This is a genomic window from Bradyrhizobium sp. 6(2017), assembly GCF_011058295.2.
Classification (GTDB): Bacteria; Pseudomonadota; Alphaproteobacteria; order Rhizobiales; family Xanthobacteraceae; genus Bradyrhizobium; species Bradyrhizobium septentrionale.
On the sequence record NZ_CP049289.2, the window covers coordinates 1,667,998 to 1,691,972 of the forward strand.

Annotated in this window: 32 protein-coding genes and 1 pseudogene; 20 read left to right on the plus strand and 13 right to left on the minus strand. The window is 59.4% G+C overall.

The annotated features are described in order from the left end of the window. Positions 1–37: 37 nt before the first annotated feature. Genes G6P99_RS07765 through G6P99_RS07780 form a run of 4 tightly spaced genes read left to right on the plus strand, consistent with a single transcriptional unit; the run spans position 38 to position 2,723 of the window. On the plus strand, positions 38–856 hold the full coding sequence (locus G6P99_RS07765; RefSeq protein WP_051346621.1) for a mechanosensitive ion channel family protein: 819 nt from the start codon (positions 38–40) through the stop codon (positions 854–856). Positions 857–911: 55 nt separating this feature from the next. Beyond that, entirely contained in the window at positions 912–1,412 is a 501-nt protein-coding gene (locus G6P99_RS07770) for a hypothetical protein (protein WP_245284831.1), read from the plus strand. 2 nt (positions 1,413–1,414) lie between these two features. Further along, the gene (locus G6P99_RS07775) at positions 1,415–2,500 is read left to right on the plus strand and encodes a YihY/virulence factor BrkB family protein (RefSeq protein ID WP_029083807.1); all 1,086 of its coding nucleotides are present in this window, start codon (positions 1,415–1,417) and stop codon (positions 2,498–2,500) included. A 10-nt stretch (positions 2,501–2,510) separates the two neighbouring features. Continuing rightward, the gene (locus G6P99_RS07780) at positions 2,511–2,723 is read left to right on the plus strand and encodes a hypothetical protein (RefSeq protein ID WP_029083806.1); all 213 of its coding nucleotides are present in this window, start codon (positions 2,511–2,513) and stop codon (positions 2,721–2,723) included. A 107-nt stretch (positions 2,724–2,830) separates the two neighbouring features. Here the strand turns inward: G6P99_RS07780 and G6P99_RS07785 are convergent, their stop codons facing one another. Continuing rightward, positions 2,831–3,133 (minus strand): hypothetical protein, encoded by a 303-nt coding sequence (locus G6P99_RS07785; RefSeq protein ID WP_029083805.1) that lies wholly within the window; start codon positions 3,131–3,133, stop codon positions 2,831–2,833. A 228-nt stretch (positions 3,134–3,361) separates the two neighbouring features. Further along, positions 3,362–4,438: a flavodoxin family protein gene (locus G6P99_RS07790; RefSeq protein ID WP_029083804.1), complete on the minus strand. Its 1,077-nt coding sequence runs from the start codon at positions 4,436–4,438 to the stop codon at positions 3,362–3,364. A 267-nt stretch (positions 4,439–4,705) separates the two neighbouring features. On the opposite strand from G6P99_RS07790, the gene G6P99_RS07795 reads away from it, so the two are divergent. From G6P99_RS07795 to G6P99_RS07805, 3 genes are read left to right on the plus strand one after another with little or no spacing between them, the layout of a single operon-like run. Further along, positions 4,706–5,275 carry a phosphatase PAP2 family protein gene (locus G6P99_RS07795; RefSeq protein ID WP_029083803.1) on the plus strand — a complete coding sequence of 190 codons (570 nt, stop codon included), beginning with the start codon at positions 4,706–4,708 and terminating at the stop codon, positions 5,273–5,275. Continuing rightward, the gene (locus tag G6P99_RS07800) at positions 5,272–5,649 is read left to right on the plus strand and encodes a DUF3147 family protein (protein WP_051346620.1); all 378 of its coding nucleotides are present in this window, start codon (positions 5,272–5,274) and stop codon (positions 5,647–5,649) included. The genes G6P99_RS07795 and G6P99_RS07800 overlap by 4 nt, the downstream gene beginning before the upstream one ends. Next, positions 5,615–6,070: a DUF3147 family protein gene (locus tag G6P99_RS07805; protein ID WP_029083802.1), complete on the plus strand. Its 456-nt coding sequence runs from the start codon at positions 5,615–5,617 to the stop codon at positions 6,068–6,070. Before G6P99_RS07800 ends, G6P99_RS07805 begins: the two co-directional genes overlap by 35 nt. A gap of 415 nt (positions 6,071–6,485) precedes the next feature. Here the strand turns inward: G6P99_RS07805 and G6P99_RS07810 are convergent, their stop codons facing one another. Beyond that, the gene (locus G6P99_RS07810) at positions 6,486–7,202 is read right to left on the minus strand and encodes a Crp/Fnr family transcriptional regulator (RefSeq protein ID WP_035977788.1); all 717 of its coding nucleotides are present in this window, start codon (positions 7,200–7,202) and stop codon (positions 6,486–6,488) included. 17 nt (positions 7,203–7,219) lie between these two features. On the opposite strand from G6P99_RS07810, the gene G6P99_RS07815 reads away from it, so the two are divergent. The 5 genes from G6P99_RS07815 to G6P99_RS07835 all read left to right on the plus strand — a co-directional run bounded on the left by G6P99_RS07815 (position 7,220) and on the right by G6P99_RS07835 (position 9,636). Continuing rightward, complete coding sequence (locus G6P99_RS07815; protein ID WP_029083801.1) at positions 7,220–7,420, plus strand: hypothetical protein; 201 nt, start codon at positions 7,220–7,222, stop codon at positions 7,418–7,420. A 117-nt stretch (positions 7,421–7,537) separates the two neighbouring features. Beyond that, on the plus strand, positions 7,538–7,693 hold the full coding sequence (locus tag G6P99_RS07820) for a hypothetical protein (protein WP_165127720.1): 156 nt from the start codon (positions 7,538–7,540) through the stop codon (positions 7,691–7,693). Positions 7,694–7,893: 200 nt separating this feature from the next. After that, entirely contained in the window at positions 7,894–8,136 is a 243-nt protein-coding gene (locus G6P99_RS07825) for a DUF6894 family protein (protein ID WP_035977787.1), read from the plus strand. A 637-nt stretch (positions 8,137–8,773) separates the two neighbouring features. Continuing rightward, on the plus strand, positions 8,774–9,211 hold the full coding sequence (locus G6P99_RS07830; RefSeq protein WP_156928829.1) for a hypothetical protein: 438 nt from the start codon (positions 8,774–8,776) through the stop codon (positions 9,209–9,211). A gap of 332 nt (positions 9,212–9,543) precedes the next feature. Further along, on the plus strand, positions 9,544–9,636 hold the full coding sequence (locus G6P99_RS07835) for a hypothetical protein (RefSeq protein WP_245284816.1): 93 nt from the start codon (positions 9,544–9,546) through the stop codon (positions 9,634–9,636). A 19-nt stretch (positions 9,637–9,655) separates the two neighbouring features. On the opposite strand, the gene G6P99_RS07840 is transcribed toward G6P99_RS07835, so the two are convergent. Then, positions 9,656–11,362 (minus strand): alpha-amylase family protein, encoded by a 1,707-nt coding sequence (locus G6P99_RS07840; protein ID WP_165127722.1) that lies wholly within the window; start codon positions 11,360–11,362, stop codon positions 9,656–9,658. Between the two features lie 329 nt (positions 11,363–11,691). Then, a complete protein-coding gene (locus tag G6P99_RS07845) occupies positions 11,692–11,793 on the minus strand; it encodes a hypothetical protein (protein ID WP_334262126.1) in 102 nt (33 codons plus the stop codon). Between G6P99_RS07845 and G6P99_RS07850 the strand changes: the two genes are divergently transcribed. From G6P99_RS07850 to G6P99_RS07860, 3 genes are all read left to right on the plus strand, one after another. Further along, entirely contained in the window at positions 11,764–12,192 is a 429-nt protein-coding gene (locus G6P99_RS07850; protein ID WP_246709892.1) for a hypothetical protein, read from the plus strand. The two genes, G6P99_RS07845 and G6P99_RS07850, sit on opposite strands and share 30 nt — an antisense overlap. Before the next feature lie 334 nt (positions 12,193–12,526). Further along, the gene (locus tag G6P99_RS07855) at positions 12,527–12,721 is read left to right on the plus strand and encodes a hypothetical protein (RefSeq protein WP_035977695.1); all 195 of its coding nucleotides are present in this window, start codon (positions 12,527–12,529) and stop codon (positions 12,719–12,721) included. Between the two features lie 309 nt (positions 12,722–13,030). Further along, positions 13,031–13,852: a class I SAM-dependent methyltransferase gene (locus tag G6P99_RS07860; RefSeq protein WP_165127724.1), complete on the plus strand. Its 822-nt coding sequence runs from the start codon at positions 13,031–13,033 to the stop codon at positions 13,850–13,852. A gap of 598 nt (positions 13,853–14,450) precedes the next feature. Here the strand turns inward: G6P99_RS07860 and G6P99_RS07865 are convergent. After that, positions 14,451–14,663: a hypothetical protein gene (locus G6P99_RS07865; RefSeq protein WP_165127726.1), complete on the minus strand. Its 213-nt coding sequence runs from the start codon at positions 14,661–14,663 to the stop codon at positions 14,451–14,453. Positions 14,664–15,181: 518 nt separating this feature from the next. On the opposite strand from G6P99_RS07865, the gene G6P99_RS07870 reads away from it, so the two are divergent. Then, entirely contained in the window at positions 15,182–15,493 is a 312-nt protein-coding gene (locus G6P99_RS07870) for a hypothetical protein (protein ID WP_165123019.1), read from the plus strand. Beyond that, positions 15,490–15,675 (plus strand): hypothetical protein, encoded by a 186-nt coding sequence (locus G6P99_RS07875; protein WP_198031225.1) that lies wholly within the window; start codon positions 15,490–15,492, stop codon positions 15,673–15,675. Before G6P99_RS07870 ends, G6P99_RS07875 begins: the two co-directional genes overlap by 4 nt. Before the next feature lie 193 nt (positions 15,676–15,868). Here G6P99_RS07875 and G6P99_RS07880 read toward each other — a convergent pair whose 3' ends face one another. Then, the gene (locus tag G6P99_RS07880) at positions 15,869–16,207 is read right to left on the minus strand and encodes a DUF1236 domain-containing protein (protein WP_029083510.1); all 339 of its coding nucleotides are present in this window, start codon (positions 16,205–16,207) and stop codon (positions 15,869–15,871) included. A 750-nt stretch (positions 16,208–16,957) separates the two neighbouring features. Here G6P99_RS07880 and G6P99_RS47465 point away from each other — a divergent pair. Further along, complete coding sequence (locus G6P99_RS47465) at positions 16,958–17,104, plus strand: hypothetical protein (RefSeq protein WP_156928828.1); 147 nt, start codon at positions 16,958–16,960, stop codon at positions 17,102–17,104. On the opposite strand, the gene G6P99_RS07885 is transcribed toward G6P99_RS47465, so the two are convergent. The 4 genes and pseudogenes from G6P99_RS07885 to G6P99_RS07900 all read right to left on the minus strand — a co-directional run bounded on the left by G6P99_RS07885 (position 17,082) and on the right by G6P99_RS07900 (position 19,378). Then, on the minus strand, positions 17,082–17,741 hold the full coding sequence (locus tag G6P99_RS07885; RefSeq protein ID WP_245284814.1) for a DNA ligase: 660 nt from the start codon (positions 17,739–17,741) through the stop codon (positions 17,082–17,084). The genes G6P99_RS47465 and G6P99_RS07885 overlap by 23 nt on opposite strands. An 801-nt stretch (positions 17,742–18,542) precedes the next feature. Further along, the gene (locus tag G6P99_RS07890; protein WP_165127730.1) at positions 18,543–18,758 is read right to left on the minus strand and encodes a hypothetical protein; all 216 of its coding nucleotides are present in this window, start codon (positions 18,756–18,758) and stop codon (positions 18,543–18,545) included. A 62-nt stretch (positions 18,759–18,820) separates the two neighbouring features. After that, positions 18,821–19,015, minus strand: a complete 195-nt coding sequence (locus tag G6P99_RS07895; protein ID WP_035977693.1) for a hypothetical protein — start codon at positions 19,013–19,015, stop codon at positions 18,821–18,823. Then, positions 19,012–19,378 (minus strand): annotated as a pseudogene (locus tag G6P99_RS07900) (hypothetical protein). The gene G6P99_RS07895 and the pseudogene G6P99_RS07900 overlap by 4 nt, the downstream one beginning before the upstream one ends. Positions 19,379–20,245: 867 nt before the next feature. On the opposite strand from G6P99_RS07900, the gene G6P99_RS07905 reads away from it, so the two are divergent. Both G6P99_RS07905 and G6P99_RS07910 read left to right on the plus strand, forming a co-directional pair. Then, the gene (locus tag G6P99_RS07905; RefSeq protein ID WP_029083506.1) at positions 20,246–20,989 is read left to right on the plus strand and encodes a hypothetical protein; all 744 of its coding nucleotides are present in this window, start codon (positions 20,246–20,248) and stop codon (positions 20,987–20,989) included. A 469-nt stretch (positions 20,990–21,458) separates the two neighbouring features. Further along, complete coding sequence (locus G6P99_RS07910) at positions 21,459–21,650, plus strand: hypothetical protein (RefSeq protein WP_156928827.1); 192 nt, start codon at positions 21,459–21,461, stop codon at positions 21,648–21,650. Positions 21,651–22,901: 1,251 nt separating this feature from the next. Here the strand turns inward: G6P99_RS07910 and G6P99_RS07915 are convergent. Next, entirely contained in the window at positions 22,902–23,093 is a 192-nt protein-coding gene (locus tag G6P99_RS07915; protein WP_165129280.1) for a transposase, read from the minus strand. Between the two features lie 570 nt (positions 23,094–23,663). Next, a complete protein-coding gene (locus G6P99_RS07920) occupies positions 23,664–23,861 on the minus strand; it encodes a hypothetical protein (protein WP_035977692.1) in 198 nt (65 codons plus the stop codon). Between the last annotated feature and the right edge of the window lie 114 nt (positions 23,862–23,975).

Below are 23,975 nucleotides of genomic sequence, written 5' to 3' on the forward strand. Positions count from 1 at the left end.
GGCGGCCATGTTGGCCGCCTTCGCCGTAGGGGGACCCATGGCGCTCAATTTTGAAACCCTCAAGGCGACGCTGGTCCTCTATGGACTCAATGCGATCTTTGCCGTTCTGCTGCTGGTTCTTGGATGGTACGCTTCAGCCATCGCTCAGCGATTTGTCCTGCGCGTGCTCACGGCCACGCACCGTGTCGACGCCTTGGTCACGGTGTTCCTCTCCAGCCTTGCGCGCTATGCGGTGCTTGCCGTGGTCGGCATCGCCGTGCCGCAGCTTTTCGGCATTCAGACGGCGAGCCTGGTTGCGGTGCTCGGCGCTACGTCGCTGGCCATCGGGCTGGCCTTGCAGGGAACGTTGTCCAACCTAGCCGCTGGCGTGATGCTTCTGTTGTTTAGGCCGTTTCGGCTCAACGACGACGTCGAGGTTGCCGGCAAGGCCGGTAAGGTGCAATCCTTGTCGCTGTTCATGACCGAACTCATCACGTCCGACAACACCCAGATCCTGCTGCCCAATGGTTCGGTATGGGGCAGCGCCATCATCAATCACAGCACCCATCCCAGCACCGGTGATGTGAAGGTGTCCTTCCCGGTCCGCGCGGTCAGGCCGATCGGGCACATCGGCGAGCAGATTTTGAAGCATTTGCGCGAGGACTCGCGAATCGAGGCGCGACCCGCGCCCGAAGTGCACGTCTCGAAAGTGGTGGACATCTCCGATGCCGCGCATCCGATCGTCGAACTGACGGTCAGTGCAAAGGCGAAGCCTGCCGACGCGGACGCCGTGAAGCATCGGCTCCTGGACCTCGTCACCACAATGCTCAGCGACGCAGGCGCCACGCTGCCGGAGCGGTCACGCGTGGCGGGGTAGGGAACGTCGTTCACCCTGCCGGGTTGTCCGATGCCGACTAGCAGTGGACACCGCCATGCGCGCCAACGCTCGACCGTCACTCAGCCTGATCGCCCAATCTTACCTCGCGGACTTACGACAATGGATCGAGCGTCTGGTGACCGGCTACGCGCTGGCATGCGGCTTCATGCTCGTCGGCGCAGTGTCGCTTCTGGTGGCAATCGGGATCGGGGGTGCCGCGGCCTTCCATGCTATCGACCTTCGTTACGGCATTTGGATCGCCTATGCCGCGATCGGGGGTGTCTTTCTCCTCCTCGGGCTGCTGGGGCTGGGGACGGGCCGCGGGCTGCTCGCGCGTCCAGCGCCGGCGGCCCCGCGGTCAGGCCAGCAAGCCGACATGCTCAAGCGAGCGGTCGCAGTGCCCGTGGCGGCGCGCCTGATCGCCACCTCCCGATCGGGAGCAGGGGTAAACGCCGATCCCACGACCCAGGTATTGGCCGCCGGGGCTGCCGTGATGCTTATCGGCTGGTTTGCCGTTTCGCGTTTCAAGCGTCCGCGCGACGTTATTCAGGACTAGCGATGGCTCCGCGCTCGAATTGGCCGAACGACCTGCTGCTCGCTGGCGCAACCGCGCTGGCGACTTTGGCGATCTATCGCCACGTATCACGATCGGGGACACCATCCGTCCCAGGGCGGCGGGCGGAACCCGTGCTCGCCGAAGCGCAAGATCGTGGACGGCAGGCTCACACGCCGCTTCAGATTCCCGCCGCCGGCTGGAAGGACATTCTGCTGCGTACCTATCAGCAGATCGACGAGGACCGGCTGTTGGCGACCGCCGCCGGCGTCGTGTTCTACGGGCTGCTCGCGATCTTTCCGGCCATCACGGCGCTGGTCTCAAGTTACGGCCTGTTCGCCGATCCGTCCACGATCGCATCCAATCTGCAAAGCCTGGCGCTGATGCTGCCCGAAGGTTCATTTGTCATCGTCCAGGACCAGATCGCCCGCGTGCTCGCGAAGGGGACTTCGACGCTCGGCCTTACCTTTGCCGTCGGTCTGCTGATCGCGATCTGGAGCGCCAACGCTGGAATGAAGGCGGTCTTCGATGCGCTCAACGTCGTCTACGAAGAGAAGGAAAAGCGCGGTTTCGTCAAACTCAACCTGATATCCCTCTCTTTCACGATAGCAGCCCTCATTTCGGTCATGTTGATGGTCGGGGCCGTAGTGGTCGCGCCGCTTCTGCTCCAGCAAGTCGGTCTAGGCACACGGGCCGAACTCATCATTCGATTCGGACGGTGGCCTATCCTGGTCCTCCTGCTCCTCGTCGCGCTCGCGGTGCTCTATCGCTACGGCCCCAGCCGGACCACACCGCGCTGGCAATGGCTGAGCGTTGGTGCCGTTGCCGCGGCCGTGCTGTGGCTGATCGGCTCGGCGCTGCTGTCCTGGTATCTTGCGAATTTCGGCGATTACAACGCGACCTACGGCTCGCTTGGCGCGGCCATTGGCCTGATGACCTGGATGTGGATGTCCGCCATCATCGTGCTGTGTGGAGCGGAACTGAACTCCGAGATCGAGCATCAGACCACAATCGATTCGACCGTGGGCCGCGGGAAGCCGCTCGGGGTGCGGGGCGCAAGGATGGCGGATACGGTTGGCAAGGCTTCGTAAGGAGGAGACAATGGGATTGGCTCAATACGCTGTGATTGCAACCGGCGAGGGATGGGGCGTGCTGCACGACGGCAATCTGAACAGCGGGTACGCAACCAAGGAAGCTGCATTCGAATCTGCGGCGGCGGCCGCGTCGCTCGCGATTAGGATGGGGCACGAAGTCCATATCAGCGTGCCCGGCCGCGAGGAGGGGGAGGCCGCCCCGACCAAGCGGTCAAACTGAGACCATCGAAGAAATCTTGTAGCGCGGACTGCTGGAGATGAAGCCACTCGATACGCCCGGCTGACGTGATATTTAGTGTGAGTTCGTCGATGGGTTTCGCAGCGGCCTTAGGCAGCGCGCCGCTTTCGCGTCCGGGCAGCCTTCTTGGCGGAGCGGGACCGCTCCGCGGCGGGTCGTTTGGCCGACGCGGCGCCTCCGAGGCGGCCGCCTTTCCTGGACTGGGAGTGGTCTTCCTTGGTTCCACGTCCCGAGCCGCTTTTCTTGCCGCCGTGTGTTTCCTTGTTCACGGTCGCCCACGCGCGCCGCTCGGCTTCCTTCTTCGCAACACCGCGGTGCTCGTAACCTTCCTCGATGTGCTCGGCTTGGCGCTTTTGCTTGTCGGTGTAGCTGGACTTGTCGCCGCGCGGCATGGTGGTCTCCCTCGCTGGATTAGTTGAGAAACCAAAAGCCGAGTAGGCCCGAGGGTTCCTAGGAGTGGCGTCGCTACGGATGCTGTGGAGGAAGAAGCCGCCAATGCGGAATATCGCCGCGCGATCGCGAGACGGCGTCGTTGCTGCATTACTTCTCGAGATGACCGCTGCCGAGGGAGTGGTCTTCGGCGGCCCGTTTCCGCTTCCCGCGAGAACAGGAACTCCCAATTATTTCGGCTGTGGATCCCTGAGTCCCTTGGCGGGGTCTTCCAAATGACCGGTCCGCGCGAGATCCACGGCGGCGCCAAGAGCCAACGCGACGTTACGTACCTGATCCTGGAATGCACGGTCTTCGTCAAGTTCCTGGTGCGAAGTCGCATATGGCTTCATGTAACCAATGTAGCCGTCCATCTCAGCCATGCCGCCCGCCGAAATCAATTCCATATCGGTGAGCCAGTCAGCAAGGAAACGGCGGCATGTCTCCGCGCCGACGCTATCGCCATGGACCACGATGCCGAAATGTCGGCCCTTCAAATGCTTAGGATAGGGCCAGCCCCTGAGTTCGAGCGTCTTGGCTTCTCTCGCGGACTTGCCGTCGGTTGAGGTTGGATCAGGGTTGCCGCCGTCCGCGCAGACTAGGCGATCAATCATCGCCATGAGTGCGGTGGGCGTTTGGTACCAATTGACAGGAGAGACGATCATGATGCCATGCGCACGCACCCAGAGTGGATAGATCTCGTTCATCCAGTCATCTGCTTGCCCAAGCGAATAGTTTGGATAGCAACTACAAGGCCAGTGGCAGAGCGCCATCGACGTGGAAACGCAGGATTTGCAGGGATGAATCTCCCTGCCGAACTCGGATGTCAGCCGCGACAAATCGAGGACATCAACCGTGAAGCCCATCTCGCGAAAGCAGGCGTCAGAAATTTCGACCATACGCCAGCTCTTCGACATCTCGCCGGGGCAGGTGTGTTCGCTGCGCGAGGAGCCGTTGATCAGCAGGATATGCGGCGTCGCGTTCGGATCATCGTGCGTTCGCTGTGCTGCTTCGATGGCATCGCGCGCGGACAGCCAATCGACCGCGAGATCATAGTCGGGATCGGCAAACCCGGGGCCGGCCTTGCGCGTGACTGGCGCTTTGCGTGAATGGCTATAGGCATCCCACGCACCGGCGATGATCGTTGCAAGTTCCTCCTGCACGGATTGGAAGACTGGATCGAAAAATCGCTTGCGGTAGCGCCGCTCGAACTCATCGCGCGAGAGCATTACGACCGGCATCCCCTTGCGAACGTCCGGCTCCGCCATCGACATCTCTCCCCGAAAAGCGATCTTCGCCCACCATGCATCGCGACCGGTTGCGCGAAGCTTCGGTGCGTGTCCCAGTAAAAGGCTAGCAAACCTAAATTGATTGGAACTGCCATTGGTTCCTTCTGACCTCTCTCCTGACACCCGGCATGGGCCATTAGGACCCAGGCCGTATCTGGCGCGTTGGATGGAAATACGGCTTTGAAAACCATGCGTACGACCGCCCGCATAAGAGCAAGCCGCCTTCGCGGTGCACCAATTTTCCCGATGACCGTTCGCCCGACCGCGGCGGATGCCGTAATCGCGCACGCAATCGCCCGCAACACCGCGCCCGCCCCCGAAGCAATCGCGCGCGCGCTGACTTGGGGCGCCGACGAAAAGGTTCTGCTTGTTCTCGCCGCCGCCGGCTGGATCGCCTCGCGCGGACGCGATACCTCGCTGCAGCGCGCCGGCAATCATGCGCTGTTGGTTACGGTCGCGGCGTCGCTCCTGCCGCACGGTCTTAAATTGCTGTTCAACCAGACCCGCCCGGACCGGCTGACGGTGGTCGGCCACGTCCACGGCATCTCCATCTCGGGCAATCGTGAGGACGCATTTCCATCCGGCCACGCGCTGCACATGGGCGCGCTGGCGTCAGCGGCAGGAACGCTGCCCGCGGGCGCGTGCCGTGCAATACAGGCAGTTGCGGTCGCTCTTTCGGTGACGCGTGTTGTGGTTCTCGCACATTGGGCGAGCGACGTGGTCGCGGGATTCGCGCTCGGAGCAATTCTTGAGCGACTGCTGCGACTCTGGACCGGTTATTCGGCGGACGATCCGCGGCGGAGCAAGACGCGATGACCGAATACGTCCTCCGCTTTCTGCTGGGCGGAGCCGCGGTATCGACCTTCGCGATGCTGGGAGATGTTCTGCGCCCGAAGAGCTTCGCCGGTCTGTTCGGAGCGGCGCCGTCCGTTGCGCCGGCGACGCTCGGCATCGCCGTGTACCAGCACGGAGCCGACTACGCCGGCCTGCAGGGCCGCGCGATGATGGCGGGCGCGGTCGCGCTCGCCGGCTACAGCTTCTTCGTCTGCCAGCTGCTCGTTCGCGCCAGGCCGCGCGCCGTCCCCGCAACATTGCTGTCGCTCATCGTCTGGCTTGTGATCGCCTTCGGCCTGCTGGCCTTGCCGAAAAGCAGGCATGACACCCGTCCGCGTCTCACTGTCATCCCTTAGGGAAGGCCGCTGGTATGAATACCTGATCCGCTTTGGACTTGGTGGTGGCGCGACCATCTTCACCGGTCTGATCAGCAGTTACTGCGGCGGGTGTATCGGCGATGCCTTTCTCGCGCTTCCCGCCATCTTCTGCGCCAGTGCAACCCTGATTGAGAAGCATGAAATGCGCAGCAAGCGGGAAGCGGGTCTCACTGGCGAGTGGCGCGGGCAGCAAGCCGCCGCACTCGACGCAACGGGCGCAGCGCTGGGAGCAATCGGGATGCTGGCGTTTGCGTTTGCTTTCCAGTCGACGGTACGGAGCAGCGTTCCGGCCGCTTTCATCTGCGCATCATTCGCCTGGCTGGTTTGCTCGGTGCTTGCATGGTTCGTGCGTCCGAAGATCCGATCACCCCGGCGACTGGTCAAGAGGCGGGCGCAGTGATGGAGGAGACTAGGACGGCGGGAGCTTCGCTCTGACGCGTCGGCGCCGGCGCTAAGTTTGTACTTTGTGTTCGGACCCTCAAAAGGGTGCGACGTCTGATCAGGCCGGCAATACAGATATCTGGCTCAAAGTCTGCGCTTCCTGCTCGCCGAGCTCTCGCATGTATCGCCTGAGTGCTGGCAATCGTCGCTTGACGTGCCGGCGCGTATTGTCGCGAATGTCGGCGATGATATGGCTTTCGGGACTGAGACCAGTGTCGCGCGCGGCGTCTGCACGCCGGATCTGTTCGGGCCGGTTTATGGGCTGGCCGAATTTAAATTGCGCAAAGTCGTCATGGTCGGCGCCCCGCTGACCCGAGACGTCATGGTGAAGAACCTGCAGAACGAGCGCTTCCGGGCATCGCCAGAACCGCGTATTATGCAGTGCTTGTATCGTCCTCGAGGCTATCAAACCCACCAAGTTCAAGGACCTTTTCGAAGTCACGAAGCGTGACGACCCGGTTCCTTAAATCAAGGATGCCCTTCGTTCGAAACGCCTGAAGCACCCGGTTGACATGCACAACGCTCAACCCAAGCGCGTCGGCCAGCTTCGATTGGGTAACCGGAAAGTCAAACTGCTCGTTTGCAACCAATCCCATCGCGGCAAGCCGCCCCCGCAACTCCGCAAGTAAATAGGCCATGCGGCCAGATGCCGATCGCGTGCCCAGGTTGACGATCCACTGCCTGAACAACGCCGAGTCGGTAAGCGTCTCGCGCCAAAGTGCTTGTGCCAAGGCTGGCCGCGTGCTGAGGGTCCGTTCGAGCAAATCATGTCTTATAAAACCAACCTTGGCTTTCGAGAGAGTCGTCAGATCATGATCCATCCGCTTTACTGGCAGGCCTTGGAGATCAGGCATGTCACCGGCGACGTGGAACGACAGGATTTGCCGCTTGCCAGTTTCGGAGACTTTGGACCGATAGGCGAAGCCGCTCATGATTACGCAGCATTGGGTGCTGAGCTCCCCCTCGCGAACGATGAGCGAATCTTCCGGCAGGCTCCTCACCGGCGCCACGATGGACCGCAGAGCCGCGACGTCTTCGTCCGGCAACTCAGAGTGCAGCCGCAACTTACGGACCATCATCTCGAGGGGCATCTGAAAGATTCCTTGAAATGGCTGCGGCCGGAAAGGAGCCGGCTCTGCCCCGCAAATTTAGCGATGACGATCAGTCAAGACAATATGTCGAGGCCGGGCGTTCGGCCTTCTGGCCGCTGTTGCAGAGATCGCCGGTGCGTTCAAATGCGGCCAAGCTCGTCGGCGAGAAGGCAAACGGTCTGATCATTGGCGACGGTCGGGGGCGCCAGCTGGATTGACGCATAATCAGCTCCACGCAACAGAGCCGGATTCAAGCGGCCCGAACCGGGATCGGTCTGGCCTGAGGAACCGCCTGTGGGGTCAAAGCTTTGGTTTCATATGCACGGGAGCGAAGCATGAGCAAGGAAACACCGAAAGACGATCCGCGGCTGCAGTCGGATAGAGCCTCACATAAACAGACGGACAAGCCCTGGAAAGGCAATCCCGAGAAAGAGCAACGAAATGAGGCCGATATCGACCTCGAAAATTGGCACAGATCCAATACTCACTAAAAAAGACCGGTAACACTCGTCAGCGATGCTTGAATCCTAATTGTTTGTGGAAGAGCGACATTGGTCGACGTAAGGCCCATACCCTCAAAAGTGAGCCGGGGCCAAAAGTGAGCTGGGGCAAATTTGTACGTTGCAACTATTGGTCGATATATCTCGTTCGATACAACAGGAACGACTCTTTGTGCGCGGAGTTTCGGCTCATGAGCAAATACTTCTTTCATATATCTAACGGCCACCCCTTCGACGATGCGGATGGCGAAGAACTCCCAGACGACAAATCCGCCTGGGACCAGGCCGTCATGACCGTTCGAGACATCGAGTCAAATCTTGACCTCGATAGATCCAACCGCTGGTCGATTTCGGTCAAGCGAGAAGACACGCCAATCTTCCAGATCAGTGTAACCGCCAAGCGTATTGGCCCGGCCCGCCGAACGGGGAGGTAGGTAACGACTGAGCACAGTCAGAGCGGCATCACGCCGGCTGCTGTCGACAAGAGCTCTTCCATCTGCAAGGCGCGATCGGCCTCGTATGCTTTCCTGAGAAATCGATCACGCTCCTCACCTGGTGGCAGGCTAGCCGCTCTCGTCCTTGCTGCTTGTGCGAGCTGGATAAGGCGATAGCTCAGTGACGTCGTCTGCTTGAACCGGTTGCGCCTTTTCATCGTTGTTGCCTTCGTACGTTCGCGATAGGGCACCATCGCAAGACCGATCCGAAAATTCAGTAACTTGCGATATAAAGCGGCGGACCAAATTTTATTCTCTGATCAGAAACCAGTCGGGTTCTCGGAGTTGGAGGCGTGACTCCGTCGACGGGGACGACGAGGTGCCGGTGGGTGTTCCTCGCGAGGAACGGATACCGATATTCGCGCGTTCAGACCATGAAAGGATTCGATCATGACGAGAACATTTGACCCGGCGCCCGTGGACAAACACGCCGAGGATCCAAAGCAGGCCAAAGGCCGAGCCAAAGCGAAAGACGATGAACTCACAAGGAGACTGGAAGAAACATTCCCTGCGTCAGATCCGGTGAGTAGTACGCAGGCGTCAAAAGCGACGCCCGACGGCTAATTTGAAACAAAGGATGAGATTGGCATCGTTTGTGGCAGCGATGGCCGGCCAAGGCGTTAATGTTCCCATGTCATATCGCGCACTAACGCGTTTGAGCCTTCCGCTCTTGGTTGTTCTGAGTGGTTGCGAACAGCAGCAGATTGAGTGCGACTCGATCGAAACACGAAAAGCAGTGCTTCAAACCATTTCGGACAACCATCGGAATCCTTTAGTGGGTTATGCCGCTAAAGAATCGACAGCGAAGCCAACTCCCGAAAATTTGCAGCCGCAATACCTTCTCAGCGAGAGGATGGTAACGACCTCGAGGAGCAAAGATGGGAGAACCGTCCAGTGTAGCGGCGGAATTTCTGTTGCAGTCGGTGACACGAAGGCGTCAAAAGAGGTCGAGTTTACGGCACAGCAATCGGCCGACGGGAAAATATCCGTGTCAGTTGTTCCGTTTCAATTTTGAAATGGCCCGTTGCGCAATCAGACTCCAGCTGGGCAGACAAATACCGGCTCTGCTGCTTTCATCGCACTCGCGCTCGAGGCCATTCTGCTGACCTCTCGCGTTCGTATGCGGCAGAACGCGATCGACGGGAACGCCCGCCATCTGCGGGATCGCGAAGAGGCGAATGAGGGGACATGCGGTTCCCGCTGAGATGACGGCGGACGTCGGACAAGAGGACGTGCGTAGCCCCTGGACGCTTTGGCAGCGGCCCATGCGCATCAATTCCCGGACGCCCTTCCGCCGGTTTCCTTGCGACGTCCTGGATTGTCGGCGCTGGAATTACCGGCGCGCTTGTGGCCGAGCGGCTCATCCGGGAAGGCCGTCAGGTCGTTCTGATCGAGCGCGAAGATGCCAGTCACGGCAGCACGGCCGCCAGCAATCGATGAAGCCATACTCCGATCACGGCTAAGGTAGGACCGGACCGGCCGAGTTGCGCGCCGTGTTTTCGTCAATATCACTCCGCTTCAACAGATAATCCAGCCCGCCGACCCGGTACCAGCGGTACCCGTACGGCTCCAGAACGATGCGATGCTGGCCGCGTTTGTCGGCGTGGCTGTGGTCTTCCGCGAGAAGGTTGATCAGGTGCTCGCCGGCATCGCCCGGCAGCCCCGTCGCGAATGCGATCTCACACGGCTTTTCGTCAAGATTGTGCACGAACAGCACAGAATTGTTGCGCCAGTCATAACGCATGATGAAGACGGCAGGATCGCGTGTCGCGATCACCGCAAAATCGCCCCAGCCGATCTCGGGCACTTCCTTGCGCATGCGGACGATGCGCTCGGTCCAGTTCAGCATGGAGTTCGGATCGCGCCGCTGGTTTGCGACGTTGACATGCTCGTAGCCGTAAGGCCCCTTGTCGATCACGGGGCTCACAGGCTTGCTGCTCTTGGTGAACCCGCCATGCGGCTCGGTCGACCATTGCATCGGCGTGCGCGCGCAGTTGCGTTCGGGCAGCGAGAGATCGTCGCCCATCGCGATTTCGTCGCCATAGCGGATGACAGGCGTTCCCGGCAGCGTGCACATCAGGCTGTAGGCGAGCTCGAGCCGCCGACGATCGCCTCCGAGCATCGGCGCGAGCCGGCGCCTTATGCCACGATCGTAGAGCTGCATATCCTTGTCGGGGCCAAACGATTTGAACACGATATCGCGTTGTGCCTTGGTCAGTCGTCCGAGGTCCAGCTCGTCATGATTGCGAAGGAACAGGCCCCATTGCGCCGTGGCTGGCCGCGGTTTTGTTGCTTTCAGTGCCTTGGCCAACGGACCTGAGTCGCTCGACGCCAGCGCATAGAACAGATGCTGGTTGACGTGAAAGTTGAACATCATATGCATGCGGTCGGCGTCCTTGCCGAAATACTCCATGTCCGTTTCCGGCAGCACATTGGCCTCGGCCAAGATGATGGCGTCACCCTCGCGCCATTGCAGGAATTCGCGGAACGCGCGCAGCATGTCGTATTGCTCGACCGGCTTCGTCACCTTGGCGCCCTTGGTCGCGATCACGAAGGGAACCGCGTCCATGCGAAAGCCGGAGACGCCGAGCTGAATCCAGAAGCCCATAATCTTCAGGATCTCCGCCTGGACATGCGGATTCGACGTGTTGAGATCGGGCTGGAAATCGTAGAAGCGGTGAAAGTACCAGGCGCCGGCCGCCCTGTCGCGTGTCCAGGTCGATTTCTGCACGCCGGGAAACACCATGCCCTTGTTGGCGTTGGCCGGTTTCTTGTCCGGCCAGACATACCAGTCGCGATAAGGCGAATTCTTGTCGCGCCGCGCCTCCTTGAACCAATGATGCTGGTCGGAGGTGTGGTTGACGACGAGATCGATGATGACGCGCATGCCGCGCTGCTTGCAGCCATGGGTGAATTCGACGAAATCGCCGAGCGTGCCGTAGCGGGAATCGACGCTGTAATAGTCGGCGATGTCGTAACCGTCGTCGCGGCCGGGCGAGGTCTGGAAGGGCATCAACCAGATTGTGGTGATGCCGAGGCCGTGCAGATAATCGAGCCGGCGCAACAACCCCTTGAAATCACCGACCCCGTCGCCGTTGGCATCCATGAAGGTGCCGACGGACAGGCAATAGATGATGGCGTTCTTGTACCAGAGATCGTCGATCATGCCACGGGCTCGATGTATCCGCCGGGCCGGCGGCTGCGTGATAAGTGCTTGAGGACGGGGAGGTTCCGTGTCGCTGGTGCTGCACGGAATTCGATCCTGACAGAATAAGGATCTCCCGACGGGCTTAACAGCAAGGATAAGCGGGACATCGAACGAACTTGGCAGCTTTTCCTGATCGGGCGTTGCGGAGGCCTTGGAGGGCGTGGCGTCCTGACGAGGTATCGGATTGGCCGGGCTCGGCCCGGTCATGATGACATGGGAATTCCAAAACTACGCCGCCGGGCTCGAAACACGCTGTCCCGGCGCGATATGATCGGCTATTAGGCCGATCAGATTACCTTTGCTTCCTTTGTGATGGCGGAAATCGAGGAACCTGACTTTCGCGCGATTGAAGCAAACTGTTGATTGGAAACCTTCAAGCGCTTCCTCAATATTTTGACTTGGACCTTGTCTCGCAGATCCAGCGAATTGCGAAAATAGCTTTGCCTACGCTTGTTCATGGTGGCTCGCAAAGAAAAGATTGCACGCGACGTTGCGGCATTGCCGTCGACATCGATTGGTCGACGATCGGGACCGGGTTGTTGCTCCCGCGTGAGCGCCGTCTCCATCTACGCAACGCCGAGCCTAGGACGACGTTCCGTCCCTCTGAAAGAGAAGATGGATTGCCGCTGTGCCCGTGGACCTTTGACGACGACAAAAACTCCAATCGCGCATGCTTAATAACGAGCGGAGTTGATTCGGCCATGATGCTGGAAGCCGTCGTGCCGCTGATGGGTCTGGGCGCTTACTCCTTACTGGTTATTGCCTTCTGGGGGCTTACGTCGCGCTAGGTCCAAAAGACGCCGGTCTCACAAATAGACGTTGGCGATGCCTAAGTGAATGTCCGCCAAGGGCCACAACCGGACTTGACCCATTTAGCGGAGTGGACGTCGGTCTCTGCGGGTTGAAAGGCGATCATAGGGGCCGGCGGCCCCGCGACGGGAGGGGTTCCTTTTTGCTCGCTGCCGGTGTTTCCTCTGCACGGCGGAGAACGGGCATGCAGGGATCGCTGGGAGAGAAGATCGGCGAAGGCGTCTTCGCTGATGTCCACGCCTGGGCGCCCGGTCAGGTCGTCAGGTTGTCCAAGCCAGGTATCCCGCAGTGGTCGTCCAGCACGAGACGCAAATGACCCGCGCGGTCTTCGCCGCCGGCGGCCCAGCGCCGGAGGTGCTCGGCGAAGTCACCCTGGACGGCCGCTTTGGCATCGTGCTGCCGCGGTTCGATGGGCCGACCCTGACGCAGGCTACGCGCACCGGCGCCATCACGCGTGAACAAGCCTCCTGCTCGGCGGGGCCATGCCTGACATGCGGGAGCGGCTGATCCAGCGGGTCGAGGCGGCCTTGCGCTCGGAAGGCTGAATTGTTTTGGTCGCGCGCGAGCCGGAGTGGCCTGTCGAAGCGAGCCGTCAGTGTCTCCTTTGGGTCAAACTCGGAAGTCGGAGCGTGCAACCGTAACGTCGGCTTCACCCCCGATATCGGACTTTCGATAGCCAGCGCGGCACTTCCGAAAAGGGCCAGTGGTGGAACCGCGTCAAACGGCCACGCTCTGGCGCTCGTCCTCAATGGACGTCCCCGTAGTACGATGTTCCGATCTCTGGTTGAGCTTTGCTCCAAAGCGTCGGAGATTTCCGTGACAGATGCAACGAAGTTTCAGTACACAAGCTCTTCGGTTCCGAAAGCTTACGACACGTTCTTCGTGCCGAGGATATTCGAGCCGTGGGCAAAACTCTTGCTCAACGAAGCCAATCTTCAAATGGGCGAGGCCGTCCTTGACATCGCCACTGGCCCCGGGACCGTGGCACGGCTAGCCGCAGCACAGCTTGGGCCCAAGGGCCGCGTCGTTGCGGTCGATATCGCCCAGCCAATGTTGGACATTGCTAGATCCAAACCTCCGCTTGCAGACGCAGCCTCGATTGAATATGTGCAATCCGCGGCCACACCGTTGTCTGCCGCAACCGGCGCCTTCGATGCCGTCCTATGCCAACAGGGCTTGCAGTTCTTTCCTGACAAACCGGGCGCACTCAGAGAGATGTATCGGGTACTGAAGCCCAATGGACGTGCGGCGATTGCCGTGTGGGCCGAGATCGAACGCAATCCGATATTTGTTGCGTACCATGCAGCCCTGCGCGCTACGGTGCCCTCCGAGCTCGCCGAATTGGCGACAGCACCGTTCAGTTTCCCAAGCGGCACGGTGCTAATGGCTGCAATTGAACACGCAGGTTTTCGCGAAGTCCGCCTATTGACGCCAACGCTGCCCATGGTGTTTGAGGCGGGATTGGACCAAGCAATACAATCCTTCGCTGCTACGCCTGTTGCGCCAAGTGTTGCCGCACTACCCCAGGATGTTCAGGAAGCCTTCGCCGCCCGCGTGAGGCACGAAATGACGCCGTTGCTGAGGGACGGCAAGGTCATCGGCGAGATGAATTCGAACATCGTTGTAGCGTATCGTTAGTCCGCATTTCCGAGGTTGAGCAGTTTCTCAGTTCATTGCGGCGCAACGACGGCTCCGCGTTCTGCGCGAATATGGTCGATCGCCAGTTCGCAGCGTGCCTGTCAGGCCGAGCCACTAGGGGGACTGCTATTGGTCGATCCATGATCCCTCGATCAAGGCAATCTGCGCGCAAATGCGTTGCGCTGAAAACGAAAGCCCATCAACAGCTGCCGGCAGAATACAGGAAGCGAGGCTAGCGGCTTCTCGCCGCGGACGAGGAACTGATGTGCATATCGGCATGTTGCGCATACGAGAAGATGGAGGTTTCAGTGCGAGCCCGATTAGCATCGATATGCCTTGTGCTGTCTTGTGGATTAGCGACGGCGCAACCTGCCACAAAAGGGGACGTCAATGCGCCAACTGGGCGTTCGGCGCCCGAAGACAAAGGTCAATTGCAACCCCAAGGCTGGACTGGGCCAATCAACACCGGCTCAGGCGGCGCTCCGCCGGAAAGCCCCCAGGGACAAAGCCCGCCAGGAATGCAGCCGGCGCCGGACGGATCGACAAAAACGATGGTCGCGCCTCCTAAATAGAAGGGTTTGCTTTTCTGGTGCCCACGCTACTGTTGGCTGCTTGCACGCCGACGGAAGCTGTCGATCGCGCGGTTCGATAGCACAAGTCTCCGTCTTTCGCCCTTCAGCATCTGGGACTTGATGTTCCCGAGGAGAAATTCGGCGGTTTGCTGAGCATCGTCGATCTCGTCCAGACCGCCGAGAAAGTCCCAGGCGATCTGAAGCGAGCTTTCGATAAGCGGTGGAAGTGGTTCGGTCATCCGTTAGGAGCACCCGCCCACCTCGCACTGTTCCTGAAAATTGATAGCGGAAGCTGCAAACGACCAAAGCCCGCCCGTGTCAACGCTACGGACAGTGAAGGGCACGGCCGGTCCGCTCGCCGAGCTTCTTCGCTTTCTTTGCCATCACGGCCGGTCAGTCAATGAGGCCAAACGCAACTACATTTCGTGGGTTTCTTGGCAAGCGACTGCTCCAGGAACTAATCGGACGGCGCTCGCTTGAATCCCGGTTCTGTGGCGTGGAGTTGTTTATGTGTCCAGCCGCGATCGAACTGTCCAACGAGGCAGATTAGCCAGCCGGCCGCAGGCGGCCCGCCTGTGATCGTTCCGGGCGAACCGCCCATGCATTTAACTGTGACGAGAACAGAGGTGCGTCGGGCAATCGTGCTCATTCTTCACGATACAAACAAGCCACCGACAACGCCGCATCACGAGTGAACCCCAAAGGGGCTTTACAAGAGCTGATGCGCGCTTTGCGGTCGAGGCCGAGATCGCCGCGGATGCCGCCGTATCGCGATCGTCATGCGCGTGGCGGGCCTCACCGGCGTCAGCTTCTCGCCATTTGCCGCCGGCGCTATTTCGCCGGCGGCCTCGCCGTGCTCGCCGGTGGCGCTGCGATCGCCGGCGCCACGCATCTCTACAACGCCGGCGTTAGCTCGGCCGATGCCAAATGCGAGGCAGCGCAGGTCGCCGAGCAGAACGCTCAATTGGAGGCGCGCCTCCAGGAAAGGGATCGCCAGCTCGTTTTCGCCAACGCCCTGCAACAGCGACGCCAAGCGCGCCGCGGAGGCCGAGAGTCATCGCCGACATGAAGCCGACCTTCCAGGCCGTGCAGAACGTCCGCGAGCAAGCAGCCGGCGTGCACAACGTGAGCCGCTGGCTCTATTGGATCGCCGTTCCATTAAGCGGCGGGGTTGGCTGGATAGTGACAAACCTCATCAACATCCCATTTCAAGCGCTGACGTGGCTAATCAGCTGCACCTGCCGTTTATGAGGCTTCGGTGGAGGTCGCGCTCGGTGTTTAGGTGGCTCCAATCGCAGCGAGTGTTATAAAGATTACATAAATCGCCGCGATGCTCAGCCCAACGATCCGTGCCTCTTTGCGTGAGTCCATCGTCCGTTACCTCAAATTTCCAGCTGCGTTTTTGGCGGGCCGTGCTGTGTCGGACGGCCCGCCATTAGTGGTGTCAGTCGACTTCCTGAACGACCATGCGAGTGGCTGGATCGACCAGCATTACGCGCTCGCCTGAATAGATATAGCGATACTTCGTTACAGACGGTCCCCACTCGGTCGGAACTGCCTCCAGTTCAACATCACGCGGAACCGTTGTTCCCACCACGATCTTCTCTCGGGTTTCAATCGGACGGATCTTGTGCTCGGTGACGTAGCCGCGAATCCGTGTGCGGTACTCTGGTTCGATCTGCACGGCCGCCGTGTGGCCGGCGCCTGTCGTTGTAACGGTGGTCTGAGCAAACGCGCCCGCCGATGACAGCAAGATCGCAGACGTGAGCAATAGCTTCTTCATTAAGATTCTCCTCGGCCGCTCGATGCGGCTCGTCGTGAACCGACATGAAGCTCTAAGGTTCCTTGCAACCAGCTACGCGTCGGGAATAAATGGCAATTCAGTTTGTGATATTGACGGAGACCGTTTCCCAGAAGATCGGCCCCATTGGGCGGGTAAAATTTCATTAAGGAAAGCCTTTAGACCCAGTACGCGGTAGGTTTTTCAGCATAGGACAGAGGACGGCCTCAGCGCTCGCGGCAGCCGTTCTTGTTTTCAACAGTTGGGCCCGCGGCGGCCCGCTTTTCTTGCGGACCATAGGAACTGCCGAGCACTTGGGCTCTTCACATTGTCGGGAAAGAATGGCAATCAATTCCAAGCGTGATATTAGCCATTAACTCACACACCGAAGGCATGTGGCCTCAACGGTGAGGAAACGGTGATATTCCAGACATATCGTGTCTACGTAATAGGTGAGGATGACCGAATTCAGTCGCGGATCGATCTCATTTGCGAGAGTGAAGATGAGGCTATGAATCGAGCGCGTCTCCTCTGCAAGGAGTTTGCTATAGAACTCTGGAAAGACACTTCTCTCGTTCGCAGATTTGAGCCTTGGCAATAGGCTCGGTCCTTTCTTCAAAGGGCATGGACTCTCTCACCGCCGGTTCGTCGCTGCCGAAGCGGAATTATCCTGGTCATCAGTAAGAAGGGCGCCGCATCTTGGCGAGCTTTTCCGACGAAACTCCCATTTCCGCGATTGAGTTGCCATCGCGCATGCGAAACGCGCTTATCAAGGCCGGTCTGGTGACTGCGGGGCACGTAAGGAAGGCATCTGATACCAAGCTTCGGAGCCTTCCCAACATTGGCCCGACGTTCTTTTCCCAAATCCGCAAGGTATTTAATCGTGCGCGAACACGTTGATCCATGGAGGGGCGCAGTCCGAATTGTCATCAGAGGTTGGATATGGGGTGGTCTCGAAGAGCGTCGATAACCGTCCCATGGCCGGATGGGCTCGGTTCTCAACCTTGATCCAATGTGGACACCGGCCGCCAAGATAGGGACGATCCGATCGCTTCGACACCAGGTCCTCAAAACCGAACTCGCAGGCCTTCCGGAAGAGGTCCGGGCCAATCTCCCCTTGCTTATAGTCTGATAGGAATATGCCCTCAGGCCGCGCGTAAGAAGCCGTTGCAGGTTCGTCTTGCGCATCGACAACGGCAGGTCTCTCAGGTCGTCGCCGTCCATGGCGAGGATGTCGAAGGCCAGCATCTCGCGGAGTAACCGTCCACTCCGCGCACGATCCATCGATCACGAACTGCTTCTGACGGTTCTGCAGCGCGGACTCGACAATCAGGGAGAAGCGCTTGGCCCGGTCGTGGCCGCCTTTGGTAATCAGCCGCACGCGGTCTCGGTCGCGCTCGAGCCGCAAACGGTAGCCGTCAAATTTCAACTCGTGATACCAGAGGGAGCCAGCCGGGACGGTCTTTCTGATCGTCGAAGGCAAAAATCGAATTTGAGCATCACGGGGTAGACAGGTATCGGGTGCCGGTTTGGCCAACGGAACGGCCCCAGCACCCTTGGGGGCCCCGGAGGCCGGTGCTGGGGCCGCATGGCCAGTCTCGCGTCAGTCGAGATTGGTCAGCTTGATCGCACACTGAATCCGAAGAAGAGACAATCGCGAACCGGAGTTCCGCGTTTCGATGCCGGGAAACAGTGGCAAAACTGCCACCACGCCAGGCGCAACGTCGCCCGCTTAAAATACACGCGGGCGACGTCGGCTCTAGCCCCAGGATGTAAAGTGCAAAATCCTGACGAGCATTAAGACTGGGCAGGCGCAAACGTTTCATACCCAAGAGGGGGTAGCCTGCCGGGTTCGTCCCGGACGAGGAACGAAACTATTTGGTTGATATGAAGGCTGATCCTGGCTGGCTTCGGCCGCCGTCTACGTTGAGTAGACAGGGCGGCATCAGCCGGAAAAACGAAGCGGCCCCAACCTGGGGGCCGCCAACCCGAGCGATACGGGTTTTCTTCCAGCAGTCGGGGGGCGCCCTTGGCTGGAAGCTTTATATAGACGTCCCGTAGATCCGATCGTTCCTTATCGCCCTGTTAATCCGGGAAAAAGTGGCATGTTCTTACGCCGCGACGCACAGTATATGGAACCGGACATGCATGCGTGGTCTAAGGAGCCCACATCGGCGGGATTCGATCGATTTTTGGCCGCCGGGCTAGATTTCATCCAGAATACATTTGCATTTTTCCGAAAGTTGCCGCGCGTGATGCGGCCCTTTCGGTTCAGCGTGAGCCTGCACGTTGGGGGAGTTTCTTTTCCGTCGGTCTTGTTGATCGCGCGCCACCAGCGCTAGGGATGTAGAAGCGAAAGCAGCCGTTGGCGGTTCTGCTCGCGGTCGAGCTGATTTTTGCGCATCACTTCAAGCTCGGCGTGAACCTTGGCCGTGTCTTCATTCAGCCGCTTCAAATTAATCAAGAGCGCCTCAAGCTCAGCGAGCCTTTTCTCACCTTCGACCACATCGAGCTCAATCTGTCTGAGCTCGTCTATGATCGCGTCTTTGTACATCGTCGTGTTGCGGCCTATCGCGCTAACCTAAGAATATAAATGAGCGCGAACCCTGCCGGTTCCTAGCACCCAAAGACGGTCTTGCCTAACTGGGTCATCCGGGTGAAGGTGCCGCTCTCATGCAAGTGCCCCAGCCAACCATGCGCAATCGCCAGCTTCAGGCCGGCCGTGTACTCGGTCGGGGTGGCCTTGTCCTCGCGCAAGAACGGGTCGTTCAGCTTCGCCCCTCTGTCGCGCCGGCGCGTTAGCTCGGTCACTTCTCGTCTCCGATCGGACAGCGTTGCCACAACTGCAGCAGCTCGGCGGCTGGCCGCTTGCCGGCCTTGCTGCATTTCACGCAGCGCAGGCGGCCGGCGAGATTGTGCACAGTGGTTGTTGGAACGTGGCGCAGGGCGGCCAGATCTACGGCTCGCGGCGTCTTGCAGTGCGAGCATTTGATCTCGAGCCACGGCCCGGTCGATCGAGGGCCAGGGGGCGATCGGTCCGCCATCGGCCCGCATCTTATCATTCCGGCTCTGGCAGAGCAGGTCGTCCGCCTCGCGGATCAGGGTCTTCCCGGCGGCGCGTTTCTCGGCCGATCGTGTTGCAAGGATCGTGGTCACGGCACGAGGGCGCCGCAGCTCCTTTGTAAGCGCCTGTGTTTAGGAGCCATGAGCGGCATTCTCCCGCCGAATCGAGCGAGCGGGAAGCCGCTAGAGCTGGTGGGCAGTCCGACGGCCCGTGGCAACTCGTTGGTCAAGGTTTAGGAGTATCAGTCGACTCCAATCATGACGTCGGAAGCTTTGATGACCGTGATGACATTGCAGCTAGCCTCTGCGAGAGCGGCCGGCTTTGAGGCGATAGCGACCCATCCGTCTTGAGCGGATCAATGCCGTCGCAAGAAATGCAGCGGAGCTCGGTTCGTTGATCTTGAGCCAAGACCGATTTAAGGCCATTTCCGCAAAGCGGGCACTTGGTCAGGTCCATGGCGACCTCTCTTCTGCCCGCTCTAACTTTCGCATGGAACAAAGGTTCCTCTCCGGCGTTTTCGATTTTTCGGGAGAGGTTTAGTGGTGGAAAAAATTGTCGAGAGGGTCGTCCAAACCTACGAGATGATGGCGGGTCTAAGCGCCGCGGAAGTGGAATTGGCGCGGCAGCGCGTGATTGAATTCATTCGAGGTAGGACAGGCGACGAAAACACCCTTGCGGTCGAGGCGATCAAGTATTCTACGCGGCCCGAAGCGCTCGCGGACCCGCAGGCCCCGATGATGTGCCTTCAATGCGAGAACCCGATGCACACATTGAGCATGGCCTCGAGTGCGAGTCCTGCCGGGAGACCATCGCTTTGTTTAAGGTCGCGGGTAGTTCTAAGCCGTGGCTACGAACTGGAGCGTATGGCTTTCGGTCTCGCGCAGGCCATGATCGGAGAAGTACGCATTGACTGCTGCCAACAGCGTGTGTCGCCCTTGTCGCGGTAATGTGGGAAGCCGTCCTGGAATTGCCGCTTCTTGAACTGGCCGGTCGACATCCTGGCGATCGTCGTTTCCTCTGTTGATCTCAAATTCGGACGACCGGCCGGAAAGCATGATCTCGGGAGGGTCAACTTGGCCTCGGCCGTGGCGGGTCAAAGTAAGGAGGCCGGGCTTCCGGTTGACCATCGTCCTGCGTCGAAAATCGCGAGCGTCGAAGATAGGTACGCTCAGAGCGAGTTGAACCACTCGCTACGAGTTGGTACTCTTCGGCTCATGGGCATATTCGGTAAGCAAAGCGGAACTCTGGTTCCAATCCACGAAGACAACGCGCACACCAAGAATTGGCTTGTCCTGTTGGAGGCAGCCACCATCGTCGGCCAAGAACGTGACAAACTGCGGGTTGCCCTCACGACCCAGGACAAAAAGCTCGTGAGAAAGCGACGGCTATTCCGTAAGCCGGAGCACTTTCTCGTTCTGGACGAATACGACCCGCGAATACACGCTCTCTATTTTTGCCCTCAGCTTTACAAGAACGAAGAGGGCGGTCTCGTCCCGCTGAGCGGCCCCGAAATCGGGCAGTTGATGGCGCAGGCGCTTCAGGGCGGTGCGATCGAAAAAGCGCCGTGGTACCAGCCGGCCGAAAGCCTTCCAAACGATCCGGTCATCAGGGCCGCTCCCGGAATGGAATTCGACAGCCTTGTCGTGGACGCACCTGGCCCAAAAACCAGCAAGCCTGCCGCTCTCCGTGCAGTCACGGCCACTGACAAGGCGACCAGCTGATCTCGTCGGGCAAAAGCGCAAGCGGTCCGCTCCAAACACTCATGATGCGTTCGGTGACGATAATTAACCCAGGCGAATCGCCTCGCAAGCGGCGGCTACTATTCCGACCGCCATCAGGACGATCAAAATTTGGAAAATTGCTCGCCCGATTATTCTTATCGACTCGGCTCTGGCGATCAGGCGAGGGTCGCCGTCTGATTGCGCGGTAGTCTCAGATTTTCGGCGCAACGCCGGCTCGGTCAAATACGGGCGTTCTTTCGATATCGTCTGACCCGCCTCCCTAAGGCGTTTTCGGCGGCGCGTCGCAACGTCTCGGTGCTGGCGTCCAGTCCATCGACGGTTTCGTTTGCCTGACTGCCAGAATCATGGGGGTGAGCAGGAACCTGCCCGGCGCCGGAACCAGTAACGGCATCTGTTGCGCTCGATTGAGGTGGCATCCGATTTTTTCGTGTCAAAGGAAATCTCCCTGATGAGTCAATTTTTTCCCTGGCTACAGGTTCCGTTGGTAGTTGAAGCCAAACCGCAGCAACGGGCGCGAGAACGCAGCTTTTTCGCCAAAGAGTCACACATGATATTTGCGGAACCGCAAATCATTTGGATGATCTTTGGGACGGGGCGACCTGATTTTCATTTCGTATTTTTCAGCCCTAACGACCGCTAGTTTTGTCGGAGCAGCGGTTCGGCGATCCGGAATTTGGCCCCAGCTTGACTCCTCGCTGGGGCCCTTTCTTTGGCAAGTGCCAGCCGAAGTGGTGACTGCCACCAGACTGGCGACCGTTTTCTTACATGCCGAGGAACGCATCCTTCCACAAGCGACTTGGAAGGAGATGCGCTATCGAAAGTGGACGGCTGAAGAGACCGAACGACTAAAAGCTATGGTTGCTGCGCGAGCGAGTGCTAACCGCATCGCCGTCGCACTGAGGCGCTCGATACACTCCGTCTATGACCGGGCTCACAGGCTCGGTTTGCCTCTTCCGACCCGCATGGAAGAGCGAAGACGAGCGAGAAATTTGCTCAACTCTAGTACAAGCTCGGAATGAACGGAGCGGGCGCAAACGAGGCGCCGACTGACGCGCGACCTGCTTGACCGACCTCTTGCGTCGGAAGCGCCGCCGACGCGCTAGCTATCGTGGGATTGTGAGCCGCTCCGGGGAGCGCTGTATTCGCGCGCATGAAGGACTATCTCACGAAGATCACGTTCGGCGAAATGCGCGAAACCGGCGCAACGCGCATCATCGTATATTGCAAAGACTATCGGTGCTCTCACAACGTCCAGATGGACGCGGCGAGATGGCCAGACGAGATGCGGCTGTCCGATCTCGAGCCGAGGTTCACTTGCACGGTTTGCGGCAAGCGAGGCTCTATCATTCGTTCGGTTGATGCGCCGCCAAGGATGGGCACTGGCGGCTGACAGGATGGCAGCTGTTTTGCCAAAAGTTGCTGCGGCGCATCTGCCATTTTCCGGCATTGATGAGCAGGGTACGGGTCGTGGCTCCGCCTCATTCTTTGGATGACATGGTCAGTAAGTCAGCGCGGAGGGCGGGCGCGCGGGCGACTGGGCCCGGAGTGAAGCGCTTGCACCGCCAGCCGCGATCGCGCTCCTCCGGGCTGCGCTTCGCGTTGCAAGCGCCGCTTTTCGCTACGGTTCTCCGTTGAATAGCGCAATATGCGGCGTAACGTAGTCAAGCCAGACTGGCCCCCGCCGCCCAGCGAGGCGTTGCCCCGGCTCGGCCGCCCACGGCCCCCAGCCAGCCGGGCTGGGGCAGCCGGCTCCATCAACTACGAAGATTAGGACGTTGCCAAAGCAGCCTCAAAACTGCGCGTAGCGAGCCCGCAATATGATGGGGATACCGATCTCAGCGCGGCGCAAACGGCTGAAATACTCCTCTGCCTGATTAGTGCAGACACCATCCTAGGAGTAAGCTTCTTGGTGGTTGATTCGTTTCATTTCAAAACGTTCGTGTAATTCATCCCAAGAAGCGGCTTCGTCGCCATGAACGACAGTCCCCTTCGCAATGCGGCCACGGATGAAAGCGGCGGCTTCGCTTTCAGAGCCAAACACTGCTGGCGCCGAATTGTTACCGCGCTCACGGACGACGACGATGAGCTTCCGTTTCCCATCCTGATTGCGGGCATATCGGCGGTCGCGGCGATTTTCTTTCTAGTTTGCTGGCTTTACGTATCCGCCAAAATAGCAACCATCCACTTCAACCGTCTTGCCTTCGCCGCCAATGACGCGCCCCTTCAATTTCTCCGCCATTGCCTTGCGCAGCTTATGTAAGAGATTGGTCTAGGCGTATCATGCGGCGGCATCGACGGTCGCAATATTACTGCGCATGTCGCAGGCTAGCTGGCGGTAATGCGCGGTGTAATTCCGACAGTCGACGCCGCCGCGTAATGGCGCTTAATTCCACGCCTTGACGACTAAATCTCTTGTTGAGCAAGACATCAGCGCCGCGATTGTGCGCGCGCACATTGGCAGCGGACTTGCGCGCGACCTCAGGCGGGATCTCGAGGGGCTTTCGGGTGATCGACACGGCCTAAGCTAAACGTACAACAAACGCCGCCAGGCTTAAAATGCTCGCTGGCGGCGTTGATCTTGCCCCGGCAAGGCTTGCAAAATCCCGACATGTGAGCAGTCAGTACAAAGCGTGCCAAGGTTCATATCGCAGCCTCATGCGAGCAAATCCGTATTGGGTGATGTTTCCCCACGAGCCACAAACTTCAGCATCTCGATTGCGCAGCGCTCTTCAGATAAGCGCCGTTCGATGAAGTGAGCCTCGACTTCGCTAAGTTTGGTGCGAAGCAACCCTCGGTAATGCTCGATGTTTTGCTCGTGCACGCGCAACATCGCAATTCTTCGTTCATCCATTTACGCCCCCTGTGTCTGGGAGGCGCTTTCGCGCCGGTTACCGTACCACGATAGCGACCCCAGTAACCATGAGGACTTGTGCATCGAGGAAGATTGGCTGCTGGGGCCATCTAC

Bases quoted from the DNA above. Each gene is read 5' to 3' on its own strand.
- G6P99_RS07805 (WP_029083802.1), top strand. From the start codon at position 5,615: ATGACACCCGTCCGCGTCTCACTGTCATCCCTTAGGGAAGGCCGCTGG.
- G6P99_RS07920 (WP_035977692.1), bottom strand. From the start codon at position 23,861: ATGGATGAACGAAGAATTGCGATGTTGCGCGTGCACGAGCAAAACATC.
- G6P99_RS07880 (WP_029083510.1), bottom strand. From the start codon at position 16,207: ATGAAGAAGCTATTGCTCACGTCTGCGATCTTGCTGTCATCGGCGGGC.
- G6P99_RS07810 (WP_035977788.1), bottom strand. From the start codon at position 7,202: ATGCCCCTCGAGATGATGGTCCGTAAGTTGCGGCTGCACTCTGAGTTG.
- G6P99_RS07820 (WP_165127720.1), top strand. From the start codon at position 7,538: ATGAGCAAGGAAACACCGAAAGACGATCCGCGGCTGCAGTCGGATAGA.
- G6P99_RS07910 (WP_156928827.1), top strand. From the start codon at position 21,459: ATGAGTCAATTTTTTCCCTGGCTACAGGTTCCGTTGGTAGTTGAAGCC.
- G6P99_RS07800 (WP_051346620.1), top strand. From the start codon at position 5,272: ATGACCGAATACGTCCTCCGCTTTCTGCTGGGCGGAGCCGCGGTATCG.
- G6P99_RS07840 (WP_165127722.1), bottom strand. From the start codon at position 11,362: ATGATCGACGATCTCTGGTACAAGAACGCCATCATCTATTGCCTGTCC.
- G6P99_RS07780 (WP_029083806.1), top strand. From the start codon at position 2,511: ATGGGATTGGCTCAATACGCTGTGATTGCAACCGGCGAGGGATGGGGC.
- G6P99_RS07855 (WP_035977695.1), top strand. From the start codon at position 12,527: ATGACCCGCGCGGTCTTCGCCGCCGGCGGCCCAGCGCCGGAGGTGCTC.
- G6P99_RS07870 (WP_165123019.1), top strand. From the start codon at position 15,182: ATGCCGCCGTATCGCGATCGTCATGCGCGTGGCGGGCCTCACCGGCGT.
- G6P99_RS07770 (WP_245284831.1), top strand. From the start codon at position 912: ATGCGCGCCAACGCTCGACCGTCACTCAGCCTGATCGCCCAATCTTAC.
- G6P99_RS07830 (WP_156928829.1), top strand. From the start codon at position 8,774: ATGAGATTGGCATCGTTTGTGGCAGCGATGGCCGGCCAAGGCGTTAAT.
- G6P99_RS07890 (WP_165127730.1), bottom strand. From the start codon at position 18,758: ATGTACAAAGACGCGATCATAGACGAGCTCAGACAGATTGAGCTCGAT.
- G6P99_RS07775 (WP_029083807.1), top strand. From the start codon at position 1,415: ATGGCTCCGCGCTCGAATTGGCCGAACGACCTGCTGCTCGCTGGCGCA.
- G6P99_RS07790 (WP_029083804.1), bottom strand. From the start codon at position 4,438: ATGGCGGAGCCGGACGTTCGCAAGGGGATGCCGGTCGTAATGCTCTCG.
- G6P99_RS07825 (WP_035977787.1), top strand. From the start codon at position 7,894: ATGAGCAAATACTTCTTTCATATATCTAACGGCCACCCCTTCGACGAT.
- G6P99_RS07785 (WP_029083805.1), bottom strand. From the start codon at position 3,133: ATGCCGCGCGGCGACAAGTCCAGCTACACCGACAAGCAAAAGCGCCAA.
- G6P99_RS07765 (WP_051346621.1), top strand. From the start codon at position 38: ATGGCGCTCAATTTTGAAACCCTCAAGGCGACGCTGGTCCTCTATGGA.
- G6P99_RS07795 (WP_029083803.1), top strand. From the start codon at position 4,706: ATGACCGTTCGCCCGACCGCGGCGGATGCCGTAATCGCGCACGCAATC.
- G6P99_RS07865 (WP_165127726.1), bottom strand. From the start codon at position 14,663: ATGACCGAACCACTTCCACCGCTTATCGAAAGCTCGCTTCAGATCGCC.
- G6P99_RS47465 (WP_156928828.1), top strand. From the start codon at position 16,958: ATGCGAAACGCGCTTATCAAGGCCGGTCTGGTGACTGCGGGGCACGTA.
- G6P99_RS07815 (WP_029083801.1), top strand. From the start codon at position 7,220: ATGGCTGCGGCCGGAAAGGAGCCGGCTCTGCCCCGCAAATTTAGCGAT.
- G6P99_RS07875 (WP_198031225.1), top strand. From the start codon at position 15,490: ATGAAGCCGACCTTCCAGGCCGTGCAGAACGTCCGCGAGCAAGCAGCC.